This window comes from Streptomyces sp. NPDC047042, assembly GCF_040644035.1.
Taxonomy (GTDB): Bacteria; Actinomycetota; Actinomycetes; order Streptomycetales; family Streptomycetaceae; genus Streptomyces.
The window spans coordinates 158,621-176,738 of sequence record NZ_JBEYVP010000004.1; the positions used below are offsets into that span (position 1 = coordinate 158,621).

Here is an 18,118-nt window from a genome sequence, read left to right on the forward strand (position 1 = left end):
TTCAGCTCACCACTCCGGTCATGACGCCCACGGGTACGGCGAGGAAGCCGGCCGTGAGCAGCAGCGCGAGGACGTTGGCGACGGTCTTGAGGGCGCGGTCGCGGGTGCGGTTGCCGACGCCGAGGGTCTGGGCGGCGCTCCAGAAGCCGTGCCGGATGTGCAGGCCGAGGGCCAGCATCGCGACAATGTAGATGACGTTGCCGTACCAGGTAGAGAAGGTGTCGACGACGTTCTGGTAGGGATGGCCCGCCTGGAAACCGCCCGAGTGGACGGTGCCGGTGGTCAGGTCGAGGATGTGCCACACGATGAAGAGGCCGAGGATGATCCCGCCCCAGCGCATGGTGCGGGTCGCGTAGCTCGCCCGGGCCTTCTTGTGGACGTACTTGCTGGGCCGGGCCCGCAGGTCGCGGCGGCTGAGCTGGTAGGCGGAGGTGGCGTGGGCGACGACCGCGGCCACGAGCGCGACGCGGATGAGCCAGAGCGTCCACTCGTAGTGCATGAACGGTTCGCCGACCGTGCGCAGCCAGTGGGCGTAGTGGTTGAACTCGCCGGGCCCGAAGAAGATCTTCAGGTTGCCGATCATGTGGACGACGAGATACAGCAGCATGATGAGGCCGCTCACGGCCATCACGGTCTTCTTGCCGACGGAGCTGTCCCACACGGTGCGTGCCATGGACGGCCGTCGGTCCGTCCGCGTTGCCAGAGCCATGGGTCAGACGCTAGGCCGAGAGTCCCTCATCGGTCCAAGACATGGTCCGGCTCGTTTCCATAGACAGAGCCTATGACGGTCCTATGCTGAGGGTATGCAGTTCCAGCAGCTCCAGTACTTCGTGGCGGTCGCCGAGACCCGTCACTTCACCCGCGCCGCCGACCTCGTGCATGTCGCGCAGCCGTCGCTGTCCCAGCAGATCAAGTCGCTGGAGAGGGAGTTGGGGGCCGAGCTGTTCCTGCGGGCGCGCGGCAACATCACGCTCACGGACGCCGGTGAGGCACTTCTGCCGCTCGCCCGGCGCATCCTGGCGGACGCGGACACGGCCCGGCACGAGGTGCAGGAGCTGGTCCACCTCCGGTCCGGCCGCATTCGTCTGGGCGCGACACCGAGCGTGTGCACGGGGCTGCTGCCGGACGTGCTGCGCGCCTTCCACGACCGCTATCCCGGCATCCGGCTGATGATCGAGGAGGGCGGCTCGCACGACCTCGTACGGGAGCTGGCGCGCGGTGCCCTGGACCTCGCGCTGGTCGTCCTTCCGCTGCCGACACCGTCGCCGGCGCTGACCACGCTGGAGGTCCTGCGCGAGGACCTGGTGGTGGTGTCGTCCCCGGACGCGCCCGCCCCCGGCGGGGGCCGGCGGACGGTCCGCGTCGCCGACCTGGAGGGCGAGCGTCTGGTGATGTTCCGGCACGGCTACGACCTGCGTGAGCTGACCGTCGCCGCGTGTCGCTCCGCCGGGTTCGAGCCGGACTTCGCGGTGGAGGGTGGGGAGATGGACGCGGTGTTGGGGTTTGTGCGGGCGGGGCTGGGGGTGGCTGTCGTACCGCGGATGGTGGCCAGTCGGTCGGGGCGGGGGCTCAGGGTGACGCCATTGGCTGGGCCGGGGTTGTTCCGGGCCATTGCCCTGGCCCATCGGAGTGATGTGGCTCCGCCTCGGGCGGCTCGGGAGTTGCAGCGGATGTTGTTGGAGCGTTGAGGGGGGATGGGGGCGGGGCTTGTGGACACAGCTCGGGTTGTACGTGGCTGGTCGCGCCCACGCGGCGGAGCCGCAAATGTCACAGCCCCGCGCCCCTTCAGGGCGCTTCCCCTCGGGTGGGATCCAAGTCTCAGCCCGTCGCGTCCACCAAGGCCAGGTCGTGCAGGCGTTCCGGGGGGCCCGGGCGGGCGTAGTACCAGCCCTGGGCTGTGTCGCAGCCCAGTATGCGGAGTTGTTCTGCCTGGGCGCCCGTTTCCACGCCCTCGACCGTGACCGTGAGGTCCAGGCTGTGGGCGAGGGAGACGATCCCCTCGACGATCTTGAGGTCGACGGGGTCCGCCGGGAACTGCTGCATCCCCTGGGTGAAGGAGCGGTCGAGCTTGAGGATGCTCACCGGGAGGCGGCGCAGGTTGGCGAGGTTCGAGTAGCCGGTGCCGAAGTCGTCCAGGGCGATGTCGACGCCCATCTCGGCGAGGCGGCGCAGGGGCTTGAGGAGGTCGTCGTCGGCGCCGATCAGCGCCGACTCCGTCACCTCCAGGCACAGCGCCTCGGGTTCCAGTCCCGCGCGTTCCAGGATGTCGACGGTGTCCTGCACCAGGCCGGGGTGGGTGAGCTGGCACGGGGACAGGTTGACGTTGATGCGCAGCGGGCCGCCCGCCGGATGTCCGCCGTGCTGTTGCTGCCAGTCGCGGGCCTGGCGCACCGACTGCTCCAGGACCCAGCGGCCGAGCGGGACGATCAGGCCGGTGTGTTCGGCGAGCGGGATGAAGCGGTCGGGGCCGAGGACGCCGTGCTGGGGGTGCCGCCAGCGCACCAGGGCCTCGGCGCCGCGGACGCTGCCGTCACCGAGGTGGACCAGCGGCTGGTACTCGATGAAGAACTCGCCGCGGTCCAGGGCCGCCGGCAGCTGTGTGGTCAGGCCGTGGCGGGTGATCGCCTTCAAGTCGGCCTCGGGATCGGCCAGTTCGAAGCGGTTGCCGCCCGCCGACTTCGCCCGGTACATGGTGATGTCGGCGCTGCGCAGTACTTCCGCCGGGCCGCGCTCCCCCGCCGGGCCCTCGACGATGCCGATGCTGCCGCGCACGGTCAGCTCGCGGCCGTCGACGCTGACCGGGGCGATCAGCGCGTGCATGATGCGGGCGGCGAGATCGTCGACCTCGGCCTCGGTGTCGGGGCCGGTGGTCAGCGCCACGAACTCGTCGCCGCCGAGCCTCGCCACCATCTCGCCCGGCGCGGTCGCGCAGGACTGCAGCCGGTCGGCGACCTCGACGAGCAGTCGGTCGCCGGCGGCGTGGCCGAGGCTGTCGTTGATGGTCTTGAAGCCGTCCAGGTCGAGGTAGCACAGGCCGAAGCGCTGGCCGTCGCCCGCGGTCACCGCCTTCTCGAGGCGTTCGAAGAACAGCGTGCGGTTGGGCAGTCCGGTGAGCGCGTCGTGCGTGGCCTCGTACCGCAGCCGCAGGTTGAGGAGCCGGCGCTCGGTGGTGTCCTCCATCAGGGCGAGCTGGTACTGCGGCCGGCCGTCCGCGTCGCGCAGGAGGGAGACGGTGAGGTTGGTCCACAGGACCGTTCCGTCGGGGCGGTAGAACGCCTTCTCGACGTGGTAGTGCTCGCGTTCGCCGCGGACGAGTTCCTCGTACAGCTTCCAGACCTGCGGGGCGTCGTCCGCGTGCGTCCAGTCCGTGACCCGGCGGCCGCGCACGGTCTGCTCCGAGCCGCCGAACATGCGTTGCAGCGCGCCGTTTATCTGCAGGATGTTCCCGTCGAGGTCGGCGATGCCGATCCCTATGGCCGCGCCCTCGAAGACCGCGCGGAAGCGGGCCTCGCTGTCGTGCAGGGCCTCGGCGACCGCGCTGCGGGCGCTCTGCGCGGCCCATGCGATCGCCTCCTGCTCGGCCAGTGTCCGGTCCCGCAGCGCGCCGGCGTATCCGGCGGCCATGGCGTGCTGGAGGCGCGACGAGCGGGCGCGCAGATCCTCCTGCGGGCCGTCCTGGCCGCAGTACAGCACCAGGTAGGCGTCGACGCAGTCGAGCGAGCGGCTGAGCGACTCGGGGTCGGTGCAGTGCGCGGCGACCAGCGCCGCGCCGACCGCCCGGCCCTCCTCGGCGTCGAACGTCCTGGCCCGCAGCGCCTCGCTCAACCGACCGGCGAGCGGCAGGAGTTGCTCCTCGAACTCCACCCGGGTGAGCGAGGTGGACGTCACCTGGTAGACCGCCCGGCTCCAGATGGTGGCGAACCTGCGGAGTCTGTCCTGGGGGCCGTCCGGCTCGGCGGTCACGCCTTGCGTCCCACGCCGGCGAATCCGGAGAAGGAGTACGCGTCCTCGTCCTCCGGTGCCGTCTCCGGCCGCCAGTGCGGCATCGCCACGAGTCCCGGTTCCACCATGTCGTACCCCTCGAAGAACCGCGCGATCGCCTCGCGCGATCGCATGACCAGCGGATTGCGAATGCCCTTGTATACGTCGACCGCGCCCTCGGCCCGCTCCGGCGGCACCGGGATTCCCTCGTACGAGGCATGCGTCAGGACGAGCAGGCTGCCGGGCGCGAGCGCGTCGCGCAGCTCGGCGACCGCCGCGTACGGGTCGTCCATGTCTTCCACGAAGTGCAGTATGGCAACGAGAAGCAGGGCCACTGGCCGGTTCCGGTCGATCAGGGCCTGGACCTGGGGGCTGTCGAGGATCTCCCGGGGCTTGCGCAGATCGGCGGCGAGGACGTCCGTGTGCTCGTCGCCGGCCAGGACCGCCTGGCTGTGCGCGACGGCGACCGGGTCGTGGTCGACGTACATCACCCGCGCCTCGGGGCTGACCGCCCGCGCCACTTCGTGGACGCTGCCGAAGGTGGGAATGCCGGAGCCGATGTCGAGGAACTGCGTGATGCCTTCAGCGGCGGCGAAGCGTACCGCCCGGCGCATGAAAGCGCGGTTCGCCTGCATGATCTTCGGAAGTCCCGGCATGAACTCCATGGCCCTGCGGGCGGCTTCCCGGTCGACCTCGAAGTTGTGCGAACCGCCCAGATAGAAGTCGTAGATCCGGGAAACGCTCGGCACCGAGATGTCGATGCCCCGGGGGGCCCAGGCGGGACGCTCCATCTGTCTCTCTCCAGGCGTTGGCAGGCGTTGGCGCTCCAGTGTTCGAGCTGAGGTTACTGATCGCCTGCCAAAGGAGCGAGCGGAAACGGAAATTGACCATCCGTTCCCGGTCACTGCCTGCGGCACGTGCCGAATTGACGTACCGCGAACTCTCTACGAAAAGTATCCGGAGCGTTCCAAAGAGTTCCCAAAGTTACGAAGTGGAGTTGCCGACTCCCGGTGAAATACGGCGAGTCGGGGACGATTCACCGGCAAATCGCCCTGCGTGTCGTCGCGTTGCGGACATGCCGAAGCGGCCTGCTCCCGCCGTGCCGCACAAAGCGTGCGGGACACGGAGGGAACAGGCCCGGAGAAGTCGAAGTCGCTTTCCCCTGCTGTCGGTTGCTGCTTGGCCCTACTGGTTCGGCGCGCCGACCAGGCTGCCGTCGGGGGCCACGGCGTACCAAGTGCCGCCGACGCCCTGGCCGTTGGTGTCACCGGGCTTCTTGTCATTGATGAAGGTGTAGATGGGCGAGCAGTTGAGCGTCTGCTGCTCGGCGCCGTTGTCGGGCCGGGTGAAGTCCATGTAGCCCTTCTCCTTGATGCCCTTGGTGTCCTTGAAGGCGACCGGCGAGACGACCGGCCACTTGTCCAGGCAGGCGCCGACACAGGCGGACACCGGCTTCGGCCACGCCTTGTCCTTCAGGAAGCGGTAGACCGTCATGCCGTTCTTGTCGACGACGATCGTGCCGAGCTTGGGGTCGTTGCGGGTGGACAGGCCGGGCTGCGCGGCGAGCGTCGCCTTCTTGCCGTCGGGGGCGAGGCCGTACCACTTGCCGCCCACACCCTGGCCCTTGATGTCGCCGGGCGCGGTGTCCTTGGCGTAGTAGTAGGCGGCCCAGCCGCCGACCGTGAGCTGCTTGGTGCCGTCGGCACGAGTCACCTCGCCCAGCAGTCCGGCGTCGACACCGACACCGGCCGAGACGTCGTCCGCCGGGACCGGGGGCCAGGCGGCGGCGCAGTCGCCGTCACAGTTGGACTTCGGCGGTTCGGCCGTGTCCTGGTCGAAGCGGTACATCGTGCGCCCGCTGCCGCTGGCCAGCACCTTGCCGATCTGGGCGTTGGTGACCACGTTCAACTGGCCCGCAGCGGCGGAGTTGCCCGCGGCGGCCTGCTCACCATTGGCTTCCGAACCGGTGTCGGTACCCGTGCCCGTACCGGTGCCCGCACCCGCGCCGGCACCCGCCGTGCCCGTGCCGGCCACGGATCCGTAACCACCGGCGGCCGGGGCCGCCGCGCCGACGTTCTGGCTGCTCGTGTCGGTGGCCTTGTCCTGACCGCACGCCGTCGTCAGCGCCAGCACGGCCGCAGCTGAGGCTACGAGTGAGGCGCTCCGCCAGGAGGTCTTCATAGGGAAACTCCCCGTAATCGTTAGGGTGTTGCGACGCCCCGCTTGGCCGCCGCACGGTCCTAGGTACGGGCGGGGGTGGTCACTGCGTTCAACCAACGCACAAATTTCTTTCCGAACCCTGTGGTCCCACCCGTCACACCTCGCACACGAGGACGATCAGGGCCCACACGTAGAACGCGCGATCCAAACCGCCGCACGACATATGTCACTCGTTCGGGGCAATCTCCTCGCGCTCCCGCGCGCGCGAGAGCGCCCAGCGCACATGATCTTCGTCGTGTATGGACCCACACGGACCCGATTCGCCCTCGCCATACGGGTATTGGCGCTGCTGGCCCTGACCTGGCTGCTCATCGGCCTGCCGGTCGGCACGGCCGACGCGAGGACCTGCGTCTCCGTCACCACCGGCGCGGGCAACGGCACGTCGGTGTCGGTCGGCGGGAACGGGGCCTCGGTCACGGTCGACACGAGTGTCCCGGTCGCCGGCCAGGACGGCTGGTCGGTGGGCGTGGGCAACGGTGGAGCCGTCGTCACCGGAAACGGCACCGAGGTCGTCGTCGGCACCGGCACCTGGTGTCCGAGCCCGACCCCGACACCCCCGCCGCCCTGCCCCACACCGACGCCGACACCCACGCCCACGCCCACTCCGACCCCGACTCCCCCACCGACGCCCACCCCCACACCGGAACCTCCGCCACCGCCCAAGCCGAGCCCCGAACCCACTCCCACCCCGAAGCCCACTCCCCCACGGAAGCCGACGCCCGCGCCGAAGCCACCGGCCGCGCCGCCCGCCCCCCGGCCGACCCCTAGTCCGCCGCCGCCTCCCCCTCCCCCTGCTCCCGCGCCCAGCCCCACGCCCACACCGCTGCGCACCGAGAAGCCGACCCCGAGTCCGACCGCGTCACCGATTCCCGCTCGGGTCAGTTATCCGCCGTACCGCGTGTCCGCCCACAAGCGGACCGTCCGTGGCGGCACCTCGCTGGTCTCGTTCACCCTGCTCGTCACCCTGCCCGCCGTGATCGCCGTCATCGCACTGCGTCCGCGCTGACCCCTTGGAGGCATCCTCTTGTCGGAATGGCTTGTTCTCGCCGTCGCGATCGCGGCCGCGTGCGCGGTCGTCATCCTCATCACCTTCGTACGGGACCGCAGGGCCCCGGACGACGAGGACCCGTCCGACACCCCGGACGTGATCGAGTACATGACGATGTGGATCGGCGTCGTGTACGCCATCGTGCTGGGTCTGGCCATCGCCGGCGTCTGGGAGGCGCGCGGTGTCGCCCAGGACCATGTCTCGACCGAGGCCCACGCGCTGCACGAGATCTCCGAGCGCGTCCGGGTCTATCCGCCCGACGTGCGTGACCGCATTCGGGACGACGTCAACGCCTATGTCGGACACGTCGTCAAGACCGAGTGGGAGGAGATGAGCGACAACGGCCAGGTCACCAAGCTCGGCGACCAGCTGATGCAGCGCATTCGCGTCGACGTCACCGACTACGAGCCGAAGACGGACTTCCAGGCGCAGGCCTACCAGCCGCTCCTGGACCAGGTGACCATGGCGGACCAGGCCCGCACGGCCCGCGCCGACTCGACCGGGCCGACCATGCCCGGCGTCGTCTGGTTCGGGCTGATCGCGGGGGCCCTGATCACAGTGGGGATGATCTTCGCCCTCCAGATCCGGCGCACAACCCGCGAACTGGTCCTCGCCGGGCTGTTCTCCACCCTGATCGCCTTCCTGCTCTTCCTGATCTGGGACTTCGACGCGCCCTACAGCCGTGGCATCACGGCCACGGCCGAGCCGTTCCTGACGCTCTTCCCGGGCGCGGGCCGCTGACCGCCCGCGCACGGGCGGGGACCGGCTGACGGCTCCTCACCCCACGCGTCCCCCGGGGACACCTGCCGCGCGCGGGTGTCCCCCGACTCGCTCTCAGGGGTCCCCTGACCGGCCCACATCCATGACCCGTTCGCCCGACACCGATCGCGCATCCGCACAGGCGTTCCTAGCGTTTCGGTCATCGAGGTGCATTTCTGGCGCGAACGGTACGGCGCGAGCGGAAAAGGTCCGCAGTTGCTCCTCGGGGACCCGGAGGACTCACATGCGCGCGATACGCGTCGCCTCGGCCGCACTGCTGGGCGTCACCGCCCTCACCCTCACCGCACCCGCCGCCCACGCCGTCGTCGCGAACAACAGCGTCACGTCGTTCGGGTTCAGTGTCGTGCCCTCGACCGTCGCGGCGGGCGGAGAGGTCACGCTGCGCGTGGACAACTGCAACGACGACACCCGGGTGTCCTCCGGCGTCTTCGACACGGTCACCATCCCGAAGGGCCACTCGTCGAGGACGACCAAGGTCGACTGGGACGCCAAACCGGGAGCGTCCTACCGGGTGACGTTCACCTGTGGCGGCGAGAGCGGCCACACCGACCTCACCATCGCGGGCGGGCACCCCAGCGACCCCACGCAGTACCCGCTGCCGATCCAGCGGGGTGTGCACGCGGGTGAGGGCGGCACCGTCGCCGGTTTCGACCTCGGGGAGATCGGCCTCGGCGCGGCGCTCATCGTGGGGTCGCTGACGGTGGCGTACCACTTCTCCAGGCGTCGCCCGAGCGACGACGCCTCCTGACCCGTCGCCACGCCGACAGCCTTTCGCCCCGGACCCTGACGGGTTCCGGGGCGAAAGGCTGTCGGCGTGCGGTCGGCACTCCGAAGAAGACGCCGTCAGATCCGGTTCTCGGAACGGCGGCGCATCCAGAACACGCCACCGCCGACGAGGGCGGCGGCCACGAGCCCGCCTCCGATCGCCATGTCGGCCGGGGTGGCCCCGGAGGAGCTGCTGCCGCCGAGGCCGCCTCGGACACCGCCGATGACCGTGAAGACACCCGAGAAGGTCCGGGGCCTGCCCTCGCAGTTGGTGGTGACGCTGTACGAGCCCGCGGTCGCGTTCGCGTTGACGGTCACGGTGGCCGTCGCCGAGTTCGTCCCCTTGGGTACGAGCGTCGCGCTCGGGAAGGCGTTCGACGAGATGGTGCTGTTCTGGCGGGTGCACGCCGAGCCGTCGACCGTGAGCACCAGTTGGCCGCCCGGGGCGATCACGCTCGGGGCGGCGGTGACGCCGGACGGCTGGTCCCAGGCCGAGGCCGTCGGGGCGGCGAGCCCCACCGCGGCAGCCGTGGCGGCAGCCACCACCAGGGCACGAGTAGTACGCATGTGAACCTCCGCGGAAGGCGCCCCGGGACCCGTCCCCGGTCGATCGGCGAGAAAACGCCTCCCAGACGAACCCTCAGATGCCGTGCGCGCAGCCGCATTTCGGGAATGGTCCGTACTGGTGAGAGGACACGCCGAAGGAATACCGCGCAATCGGATATTGCCGCAGGTCACGGACCGTCAGAAAAAATACTTTCCCGTCGACCCGGATGGCGCCCGGACGAATGACGCACCACACGTCCGCCACCCGTTCGCTGCTGCCCCGTCGCCGGTTTTCCGCCGGGCACTTAGCGTGGTCGTATGCGCGATTGACACGGCGACGGCCGGGTCGAGAGGGGATGGCGAATGTCTGCGTCCGAGCTGGCGGAAGAGGAGGAGCGGCGGAAGAAGCGCGCTCCGTGGGGCGTGATAGCGCTTGTTCTGCTGACCGGCCTCGCTCTCATTCGAAATGGTTCGGGAGAGTTCGACGTCGGTCCGCCACAGCCCGCGTCGGCCGCGGCGGCGGACAGCCGCGTTCCCGGCGGCACCTTCTCCGGCGTGCCGGCCGCGCTGCCGTTCTCGGTGGTCGACCGGGTGCGGATCCCGGCGATCTCGGTCGACGCGCCGGTGCTGCCGGTGGGCCTGGACGCGGCCGGCTGGGTGGACGCCCCGCCGCCCGAGGACCCGAATCTGGCGGGCTGGTTCACCGGTGCCGTGTCGCCCGGCGAGAAGGGCACCGCGGTGGTCGTCGGACACGTGGACAACAAACTGGGCCCCGCCGTTTTCTACGGACTCGGGGCCCTCAAGAAGGGACATCGCGTCGAGGTCCAGCGCCAGGACGGAAAGGTGGCCGTTTTCGAGATCTACGGCATCGAGGTCTTCGACAAGAACAACTTCCCCGGTGACCGTGTCTACGGCAGCAGGAACACCCCTGAACTCCGGGTCATCACCTGCGGGGGCGGTTTCTCCAAGCAGAACGGCTACAACGGGAATGTGGTGGTGTTCGCCCGCCTGGTCGAGGTTCGCTGAGCGTTCCCCGGCCGGGCGGGCGAATGCCCGTGACCTGTGATCAGGTCACGGGCGACTATGTGTATTGCCGCGTCGGTACGGTGATGTGGTAGCCGGAATCCAGCAGGTGCGGCAGATAGTCGCGCAGCGCCCGGACGCTCTGGGAGCGGTCGCCGCCCGCGTCGTGCGAGAGGACCACGACACCCGGGGCGGCGCCGCGCTCGACCCGGTCGACGATCCTGCGGGTTCCCGGGGCCATCCAGTCGAGGGTGTCGACGGTCCAGGCGAGCGGCTCCATGCCGAGGTCGGCGCCGATCTGGAAGGCGGCCCGGTTCCAGGCGCCGTAGGGGGCGCGGAACCAGGCGGGGGCCTCGCCGCAGCCGTCCTCGATGACCTCGCAGGTACGTTCCATCTGGGAGCGGATCTCGGAGCGCGTGAGGCGGGTCAGCAGCGGGTGGGACCAGGTGTGGTTGCCGACGACATGCCCGTCCTCGGCCATCTCGGCGAGCAGGTCCTGGTTGTTGACGGCCATCTCCCCGCACACGAAGAACATCGCGCGGACGTCGTGCTCGCGCAGGGTCCGCAGGATGTCCGGGGTGTAGCGGGGGTCCGGGCCGTCGTCGAAGGTCAGCACCATGGTGCGGCCACGTCCGGACACCCGCAGCAGCGGCTCGTGGCGGACCAGGGTGCGCCCGTGGGCGGCGGCGGGCTGCGGCGGGCCGTAGCCGGTGAGGGGTTCGAGGCGGTACGCGGAGGGCTTGAGCGCACGGAGGGCCGGGGGACCCGCGACGGGCCGCCCGGCCGGGGTGTTCCCGGGGTCGGCGGTGAGCAGCGCGGCCGTACCGGCCGCTCCCACGGCGGCGGCTCCGCCGATCGTCAACAACCGGCGCCGTGTGAGCAACTGATCCTTCGTCATGACTCATCAGTCGCCCGGTACGGTCCTGCCGCCCCGCATCGGCACCGGTGCGGCGGTACGAATGCACCCGTTGGGCCCAGCCGGGACGGGCGCGCCTGTGCCGGGTTCCCGGAGCCTCCCCGCGTGCCCGGTGGGCCCCCGGCTGCCGATAGCCTCGAAGTGTGACGGAACAGCAGCACTCATCGCGGGGCGAGCACCAGTTCGAGCGGGGTACTGACGGGCCGAAGGTCATCGTGGCCGGCGTCGACGGCTCCGAGTCCTCGCTCCGCGCCGCGTCCTACGCCGCGGGTCTGGCCCGGCGCCAGAACGCGCTGCTCGCCCTGGTGTACGTACAGCCGATGATGGCGGCGGGCGCGGCGTTCGGGGCGCCCGTGGCGGAGGCGACGAACAGCGTGGCCGAGGATCTCATCGCGCAGATCCGGGAGGCGACCGAGCAGGTCAAGGGGATATTCGATGTCCGGTGGGAGTTCCACACCTTCCGCGGGGACCCGTACACGGGCATGGTGAAGGCCGCCGACGACCTGAAGGCGGACGCGGTGGTCGTGGGCGCGTCCGAACAGGCGGGCCATCGGTTCATCGGCTCGGTCGCGATCCGCCTGGTAAAAGCAGGCCGCTGGCCGGTCACGGTCGTGCCTTAGCCACGACACCGACGCCGACGCCGGTGCCGGTGCCGGTGCCGGTGCCGGTGCCGGTGCCTGTCGGGCCGCCGGCCGGTCACGGCCCGCGCCCAGCCACAGGGCCCACGTTCCGGACGGGGACGCGCGCCCGGTTGCCCACGCCTTGCAACCGTCGAGCCCGGTAATGGCCCAGCCACCACACCGGCGCCCCGCAGCTGTCGGCCCCCGTCCCGTCAGCCCGTGCGGACGCGCACCCCGACTCAGGGGCCACGCCATGGACGGGGACGCGCGCCCGGCGCCCGCGCCGACGCCCCGCAACCATCGGGCCAACATCGCGCCCCAGGCACCCACCGGCACCCCGCACCTGCCGGCCGCCGCCGTCAGCCCATTCGGGCACGCGCCCCCGCTCACGGGCCACGTCACGGACGGGAACGCTCGCCCTGCGCCCGCGCCCCGCAACCATCGGCCCCCACCGCACCCCAGCCACCACACCGGCACCCCGCAGCTGTCGGCCGCCGCCAGCAGCCCGTTCGGGGCGCGCGCCCAGGCTCAGGGACCCCGTCTCGGACCGGGACGCGTGCCCGGCGCCCGCGTCGGCGTTCCGCGGGTGCGTTCGGGCGAGTCACCTCGCCACCGCCGCCTCCGGGCCGCGGCGGGGCGGTGCGCATGTCCGGAGGAGGAAGTTCCCGTTCAGACCGTTCGTCGCACCGTTCGTCGACGCGTCCGACCGTCCGCCGCAGACTCCCGTCCGTGCTCTGTCCCGAATCGGGACCTTGCGATGCCATACGGCCATGACGGCCGGAACCACCATCACCCACGGGACGACGACCGCCGAGCACGAGCTGGCCGCGCTGCAGCGCGAGCACGGCCGACCGCTCTTCGCCCTGCTGCTGCGCCTGTGCGACGGCGACCGGCAGCGCGCCGAGGATTTGGTGCAGGAGACCCTCGTACGCGCCTGGCAGCACCCGGAGGCGCTGCGCGCAGATGCCTTCGAGTCGGTGCGGCCCTGGCTGCTGACCGTGGGACGGCGGCTCGCCATCGACGCGCGGCGGGCCCGGCAGGCGCGGCCCGCCGAGGTCGGGGACGCGATCCTCGAGAACGCGCGGGTGTGCGCCGATCACGCGGAACGGTCCGCGGCGACGCTCGATGTGCGGGAGGCTGTGAAGACACTCACTCCCGAGCACCGTGAAGTCCTGGTGCTGGTGTATTTCCAGGGGGCGAGTGTGGCGGAGGCCGCGACGGCGCTGGGTATCCCGCCCGGTACGGTGAAGTCCCGCGCGTATTACGCGCTGCGCGCCCTGCGCCGAGTCCTTCCGGGTTATGCGGCCGACCTGCGCTGAAACCAATGGTCGGGTCAAACCTCGGTAAAGCGCCTTGCTGAGGACCATGGTTGAGCAATGAGCTGTCTTCATCCGTGTCCGCACCGGGCTACAGCCCGGAGGCCCGGGGTCGGGCGACGCGCACGCACCGGAGGAAGGCAGGAAGGGATGCTGCACCGAGGTCAAGAGGGCACGGACGGCACCGGCGGGGGCGAACTCACCGTCCCCATGGCCTGGTTGTACGCCGAGTACATCGCCGACGAGCTGCTGCGAACGGGCGATCTGATGCCGCCCACGTCCTTCGAGTTCCGCGCGGGTCGGGACGCGCTGGCGCTCACCATCTTCCTGTCCGACACCAGCGGTGAGCTCTCGGGAATCCGGGTCATCACTCAACTGGAGAAGTGGCTTTCGCTGACGGCGTACGACCAGCCCTGGCAGGACTGGGTCCGGACACGTATTTCCAGGTTGGCGGCCGACGCACTCGAATCGAGAGCGCCGGCACCCGACTTGGACCTGGCCGCCGCCGCCTGGCGCTGGCTGGAGGAGACCGAGCTGCTCGCACCGGACCTGGACGCCGTTCCGGGTGGCGGGCCCGTGCTCGGTGAGGACGACGGACCGAAGGTCTGGACCCCCGCCTGGCGGCTGGGACTGCCCCTCGGTCATCTGGCGATCCATCTTTTTTAGAATCCGACCAATCCGCGGTCCCGTCCGCTCCGAACACCTTAGGTCTCGATTCGGTATGGGGCTTGAGTGATTCCGCGATCCGGTGCGTACCGGTGGGAGCAACACCACCCCACCATCACCATCGGCACGAGGATTCGGCATGAGGTCCCTGGAACGGCATCGCGACGTCGGCGCATACGCGCTCGGCGTGCTCGACGAGGCGGACGCCTTCCGCTTCGAGGACCACCTCATGGAGTGCCCTCAGTGCGCGGCCCATGTGACTGAATTCGGTCCCGCCACACGGCAGTTGCTGCTGTACCGGCGGGCCACGCCGCGCTCCGTGCACCCCATGGCTCAACCCGGTCCCAGTCTTCTGGACCGGCTGCTCGGCGAAGTGGCGAACCGGCGACGCGCCGACCGGCGGCGTTGGCTGTACGCCGTGGCCGCCGCCGTGGTCTTCGCGGTGGCCGGGCCCGGCATCGCGATCATGGCGAGCGCCGGCGACGACGCCGACCGGACCCACCAGGTCGCCGCGACCGACGAGCGGTCGGGCGTCTGGGCACAGGTCACCAGTGAGGACACGGTCTGGGGCAGCCAGATCGAACTGAAGGTCAAGGACGGCGCCGGCCCCCGTGCCTGCCATCTCGTCGCCATCGCGGACGACGGCACGGAAGAGACGTTGACCAACTGGAACGTGCCCGAGCACGACGCCCGCGCGAGCACGATGATGGGCGCCTCGACCCTGCACTCGGACCAGATCGACAAGTACGAGCTGCGCACCACCGACGGCCTGCGCCTGGTGACACTCGACGCCCCCTGACCCGAACCGCCCCCGAACCATCCTTCGGGGGGCGCCTGTTGCGCTACTTCAGCAGGCGTGACATACGCCGGTCGGCGAGCGGCTTGCCGCCCGTCTGGCAGGTCGGGCAGTACTGGAGCGAGGAATCGCTGAAGGAGACCTCGCGGACGGTGTCGCCGCACACCGGACAGGGCTCGCCGGTGCGGCCGTGCACCCGCAGCCCGCTCTTCTTCTCGGCCTTCAGGCGGCCTGCAGCAAGTCCCCGGGAGCGCACGACCGCCTCGGTGAGCGTCGAGCGCAGCGCCTCGTACAGCCGGGAGTTCTCCTCGGGCGTGAGCGAGGCGGCGAGCTTGAACGGGGACATCCGCGCGGCGTGCAGGATCTCGTCGCTGTAGGCGTTCCCCACCCCCGCGATCAGGCTCTGGTCGCGCAGCGCCCCCTTCAGTTGGCGCCGCTCCCCCGCCAGCAGAGCGGTCAGGCGGGCCTCGTCGAAGTCGTCGGCGAGCGGGTCGGGGCCGAGGCGGGCCACGCCGGGCACCTCCTGCGGATCGTGGACGACGTACACCGCGAGCCGCTTCTGGGTGCCCGCCTCGGTGAGGTCGAAGCCCTCGCCCGTCTCCAGGGCGACACGCAGTGCGAGCGGGCCTTTTCCGGGTTTCGGCGGGCCGTCGGGGAGGCGGTCGCGCCAGTGCAGCCAGCCCGCGCGGGCCAGATGGGTGACGAGGTGCGGGCCGCCGTCCGCCGTCAGGTCGAGGAACTTGCCGTACCGGTGCACGGCGGTGATCTCGCGGCCCTCGAGGGCGGTGACCGGTGGGTCGTACGTCTTCAGGACGCTGATCGCGACAGGCAGCACCCGGACGACCTCATGGCCCACGAGCCGTTCGGTGAGGAAGTCCCTGAGCGCCTCGACCTCGGGAAGTTCCGGCATAGGTCCAGAGTGCCACCGCCCGCGCCGGTGCTCAGCTCGTGGGCGCCGGCTCAGCTCGTGGGCGGCACCACGAACTCGCACCACACGACCTTGCCGCCGCCCCGCGCCTCCACGCCCCAGTCGTCGGTGAGGAGGTCGACCAGGAGCAGACCGCGCCCGGAGACCCCGGTCTCCCCCGCCTCGCGGCGGCGCGGCAGGGCGCTGGAGGAGTCCTCGACCTCGACGCGCAGCCGGCGTTCGGGTCCGCTCAGCACGCGCAGGGTGACGACCGCCGCGCCCTCGGTGTGCATCAGGGCGTTGGTGATCAGCTCGTCGGCCACCAGTTCGACCTCGTCGGCGCGCGCGTGGGCGCCCCAGGCCCGGACCGCGGCGCCGATCATGTGCCGGGCCTCGCTCAGCGCGTCGGGGTCGGCAGGCGGGACGTGCTGCTGGAGCCGCTCGCCGGACTGTACGGCGGCCAGTCCCCGGCGGCGCAGGAGCAGCAGGGCCACGTCGTCGTCCCCGCTGCGCTCGTCGGCCACCTCGATCAGCCGGTCGGCGAGTTCCCAGACGCTCTCCGGGCCGGCGGCGATGAGCTTCCTGAGGGTGCGCAGGCCGTCGGCGAGGTCGGCGCCGGGCTGCTCGATGAGCCCGTCGGTGCACAGCACCAGGGTTTCGCCGGGTTCCAGCTCTAGGGTGGCCACCGGGTATTCGAGGCGGCCGAACTCGGCGGAGAGGCCGAGCGGCAGCCCGCCGTCCACGTGGGCGCGGCGGCAGCTGCCGTCGGCGTGTCGCACCAGCGGGTCGAGGTGGCCGGCGCGGACCACCTGGAGCACACCGGTGGACATGTCGGCTTCCGCGTACAGGCAGGTCGCGAAGCGGCCGGTGTCGAGTTCGTGCAGGAAGACGGAGGCCCGGGCCATCACGGTCGCGGGCGGGTGCCCCTCGGCCGCGTACGCCTTCAGGACGATCCGCAGCTGGCCCATGACGGCCGCCGCGTGCGTGTCGTGGCCCTGGACGTCGCCGATGACCGCGCCGACCCGGCCGCCCGGCAGCGGGATCACGTCGTACCAGTCGCCGCCGATGTCCCGGCCGAGCTGGCCGCCGGAGGAGGCGGCGCGGTAGCGGACGGCGATGTCGGCGCCGGGCACGTTGGGGATGGAGCGCGGCAGCATGGCCTGCTGGAGGCCCTGGGCGAGGTCCTTCTCCTGTTCGAAGAGCATGGCCCGCTGGAGGCTCTGCGCGATGCTGGTGCCGAGTGCGACGAGCACGGCCCGGTCCTCCGCCGAGAAGCCGTACCGGTCGTTGTAGAGCAGGCCCATGGCGCCGATCGGCTGGGCCTGCGCGATGAGGGGCAGATACGCGGCCGAGGTGACCTTCAGGTCGACGAGATGCGGCCACAGGATCGGGTAACCGGCCGCGAACTCCTCGGGCGACTCGATGAACCGCGGGCTGAGGGTCCGTACGACGTCGCCCATCGGGTAGGGCTCGTCGATACGGGTGATGCGCGTGCCGGGCACGGAGGCGCCCGCCGGGCCCTCGGCGACCAGCCGGATGCGGCCGGCCTCCACCAGCCCCATGACCAGACTGGCCGCCCCGAGGTGGGGGACGCCGTGGGAGTTGGTGAGGACGTCGATGACGTCCTCGACGGTGCGGGCGTGCGCGAGGGCGGCCGTGATGACCTGCACGACATTGGTCTGGCGGCGCCGGACCTCGTCCTTGGCGGCCTGTTCGGTACGGGCCTGGCTGTCCCGCAGTTCCTGCGTGGCGTCGCGGACGATGCCGATGACCCGGCGCGGGCGGCCGGTCTCGTCACGGCGGATGTAGCCCTGGGTGTGGGTCCACTGCAGGGCGCCGTCCCGGCGGCGGAGGCGGAAGTAGGTGCCGTAGTTCTCGCTGCCGTCCTTCATGGCCTCGGCGACGACCGAATCGAGCCGGCGGCCCTCCATCGGGGGCACCCTGATGGCCAGGCTCTCGGGGTGGCCGTCGTATTCCTCGGGGCGTATGTCGAAGATCTCGTACGCCAGCGCGTCCATGTGGAACAGGCCTGCGTCCAGGTCCCAGTCGAACGTCCCCATGCGATTGAGCGCCAGAACCGGGTCCGGGTGGGCGGGCCAGTCGTCCGGGAGTGACAGGGCGCTCGCTCCCCGATCAGCCATGCGCCCACCCTGCCAGTTTTTGGCTGATTCTTCGACTTGTCCGACGTCATTCGCCGGACTTCGCTCACTCGCCGACGCCCTCACAGGGATCGGACGGGGCAAAGGCTTCGTAGGGGGTGTTCTCGTCGGGGATCCGGCCGCCGCCGTCGGGGAGGTCGGGGATCTCCGGGACGGTGTCGGGGCCGATCTCTTCGCAGGGATCCAGGGCCGTGCCGATGCCGAAGTCGTCGGGGATCAGTACCTCCTCGCCGGTCGGGTCGCCGTCCCAGCCCCCGATGAGCAGGGCTGCGGAGAGTGCGCAGGTGGTGACAAGAGTCCGGTGCATTCCCCATTGTCTGCGTCACCCGCTCGGCGCACGCAAGCCGAGAACGTCACCCAGCGTCACACTGGGGG

Annotated in this window: 18 protein-coding genes; 9 read left to right on the plus strand and 9 right to left on the minus strand. The window is 70.8% G+C overall.

The features are described from left to right. Position 1: 1 nt before the first annotated feature. Entirely contained in the window at positions 2–673 is a 672-nt protein-coding gene (locus ABZ855_RS05835; protein WP_360801872.1) for a succinate dehydrogenase, read from the minus strand. Between the two features lie 130 nt (positions 674–803). Between ABZ855_RS05835 and ABZ855_RS05840 the strand changes: the two genes are divergently transcribed. Then, positions 804–1,688: a LysR substrate-binding domain-containing protein gene (locus ABZ855_RS05840; protein WP_360801522.1), complete on the plus strand. Its 885-nt coding sequence runs from the start codon at positions 804–806 to the stop codon at positions 1,686–1,688. 130 nt (positions 1,689–1,818) lie between these two features. Here ABZ855_RS05840 and ABZ855_RS05845 read toward each other — a convergent pair whose 3' ends face one another. The 3 genes from ABZ855_RS05845 to ABZ855_RS05855 form a co-directional block, all read right to left on the minus strand. Then, positions 1,819–3,963: an EAL domain-containing protein gene (locus tag ABZ855_RS05845; RefSeq protein ID WP_360801525.1), complete on the minus strand. Its 2,145-nt coding sequence runs from the start codon at positions 3,961–3,963 to the stop codon at positions 1,819–1,821. Beyond that, complete coding sequence (locus ABZ855_RS05850; RefSeq protein ID WP_360801528.1) at positions 3,960–4,772, minus strand: SAM-dependent methyltransferase; 813 nt, start codon at positions 4,770–4,772, stop codon at positions 3,960–3,962. Before ABZ855_RS05850 ends, ABZ855_RS05845 begins: the two co-directional genes overlap by 4 nt. 394 nt (positions 4,773–5,166) lie before the next feature. Next, positions 5,167–6,162 carry an SCO0930 family lipoprotein gene (locus tag ABZ855_RS05855; protein ID WP_360801531.1) on the minus strand — a complete coding sequence of 332 codons (996 nt, stop codon included), beginning with the start codon at positions 6,160–6,162 and terminating at the stop codon, positions 5,167–5,169. A 274-nt stretch (positions 6,163–6,436) separates the two neighbouring features. Here ABZ855_RS05855 and ABZ855_RS05860 point away from each other — a divergent pair, with 274 nt between their 5' ends. From ABZ855_RS05860 to ABZ855_RS05870, 3 genes are all read left to right on the plus strand, one after another. Further along, positions 6,437–7,207, plus strand: coding sequence for a hypothetical protein (locus ABZ855_RS05860; RefSeq protein ID WP_360801534.1), 771 nt, complete (start codon positions 6,437–6,439; stop codon positions 7,205–7,207). A gap of 18 nt (positions 7,208–7,225) precedes the next feature. Beyond that, positions 7,226–7,990 (plus strand): hypothetical protein, encoded by a 765-nt coding sequence (locus ABZ855_RS05865; protein ID WP_360801537.1) that lies wholly within the window; start codon positions 7,226–7,228, stop codon positions 7,988–7,990. A 262-nt stretch (positions 7,991–8,252) separates the two neighbouring features. Next, positions 8,253–8,777: a hypothetical protein gene (locus ABZ855_RS05870; RefSeq protein ID WP_360801540.1), complete on the plus strand. Its 525-nt coding sequence runs from the start codon at positions 8,253–8,255 to the stop codon at positions 8,775–8,777. 95 nt (positions 8,778–8,872) lie between these two features. Here the strand turns inward: ABZ855_RS05870 and ABZ855_RS05875 are convergent, their stop codons facing one another. After that, a complete protein-coding gene (locus tag ABZ855_RS05875) occupies positions 8,873–9,361 on the minus strand; it encodes a hypothetical protein (protein ID WP_360801543.1) in 489 nt (162 codons plus the stop codon). 342 nt (positions 9,362–9,703) lie between these two features. Between ABZ855_RS05875 and ABZ855_RS05880 the strand changes: the two genes are divergently transcribed. Further along, complete coding sequence (locus ABZ855_RS05880) at positions 9,704–10,366, plus strand: class F sortase (protein WP_360801546.1); 663 nt, start codon at positions 9,704–9,706, stop codon at positions 10,364–10,366. Between the two features lie 55 nt (positions 10,367–10,421). Here the strand turns inward: ABZ855_RS05880 and ABZ855_RS05885 are convergent, their stop codons facing one another. After that, the gene (locus tag ABZ855_RS05885; RefSeq protein ID WP_360801549.1) at positions 10,422–11,261 is read right to left on the minus strand and encodes a polysaccharide deacetylase family protein; all 840 of its coding nucleotides are present in this window, start codon (positions 11,259–11,261) and stop codon (positions 10,422–10,424) included. A 161-nt stretch (positions 11,262–11,422) separates the two neighbouring features. Between ABZ855_RS05885 and ABZ855_RS05890 the strand changes: the two genes are divergently transcribed. From ABZ855_RS05890 to ABZ855_RS05905, 4 genes are all read left to right on the plus strand, one after another. Further along, positions 11,423–11,899, plus strand: a complete 477-nt coding sequence (locus ABZ855_RS05890) for a universal stress protein (RefSeq protein WP_360801552.1) — start codon at positions 11,423–11,425, stop codon at positions 11,897–11,899. A gap of 770 nt (positions 11,900–12,669) precedes the next feature. Further along, a complete protein-coding gene (locus tag ABZ855_RS05895) occupies positions 12,670–13,218 on the plus strand; it encodes a sigma-70 family RNA polymerase sigma factor (RefSeq protein WP_319201900.1) in 549 nt (182 codons plus the stop codon). A gap of 147 nt (positions 13,219–13,365) precedes the next feature. Continuing rightward, positions 13,366–13,881 (plus strand): hypothetical protein, encoded by a 516-nt coding sequence (locus ABZ855_RS05900; RefSeq protein ID WP_319201898.1) that lies wholly within the window; start codon positions 13,366–13,368, stop codon positions 13,879–13,881. A gap of 139 nt (positions 13,882–14,020) precedes the next feature. After that, positions 14,021–14,680: a zf-HC2 domain-containing protein gene (locus tag ABZ855_RS05905; protein WP_360801556.1), complete on the plus strand. Its 660-nt coding sequence runs from the start codon at positions 14,021–14,023 to the stop codon at positions 14,678–14,680. Positions 14,681–14,723: 43 nt separating this feature from the next. On the opposite strand, the gene ABZ855_RS05910 is transcribed toward ABZ855_RS05905, so the two are convergent. From ABZ855_RS05910 to ABZ855_RS05920, 3 genes are all read right to left on the minus strand, one after another. Then, positions 14,724–15,587, minus strand: coding sequence for a DNA-formamidopyrimidine glycosylase family protein (locus ABZ855_RS05910; protein ID WP_360801559.1), 864 nt, complete (start codon positions 15,585–15,587; stop codon positions 14,724–14,726). 50 nt (positions 15,588–15,637) lie between these two features. Further along, a complete protein-coding gene (locus ABZ855_RS05915) occupies positions 15,638–17,725 on the minus strand; it encodes a SpoIIE family protein phosphatase (protein WP_360801562.1) in 2,088 nt (695 codons plus the stop codon). 64 nt (positions 17,726–17,789) lie between these two features. Next, the gene (locus ABZ855_RS05920) at positions 17,790–18,050 is read right to left on the minus strand and encodes a hypothetical protein (protein ID WP_360801565.1); all 261 of its coding nucleotides are present in this window, start codon (positions 18,048–18,050) and stop codon (positions 17,790–17,792) included. Between the last annotated feature and the right edge of the window lie 68 nt (positions 18,051–18,118).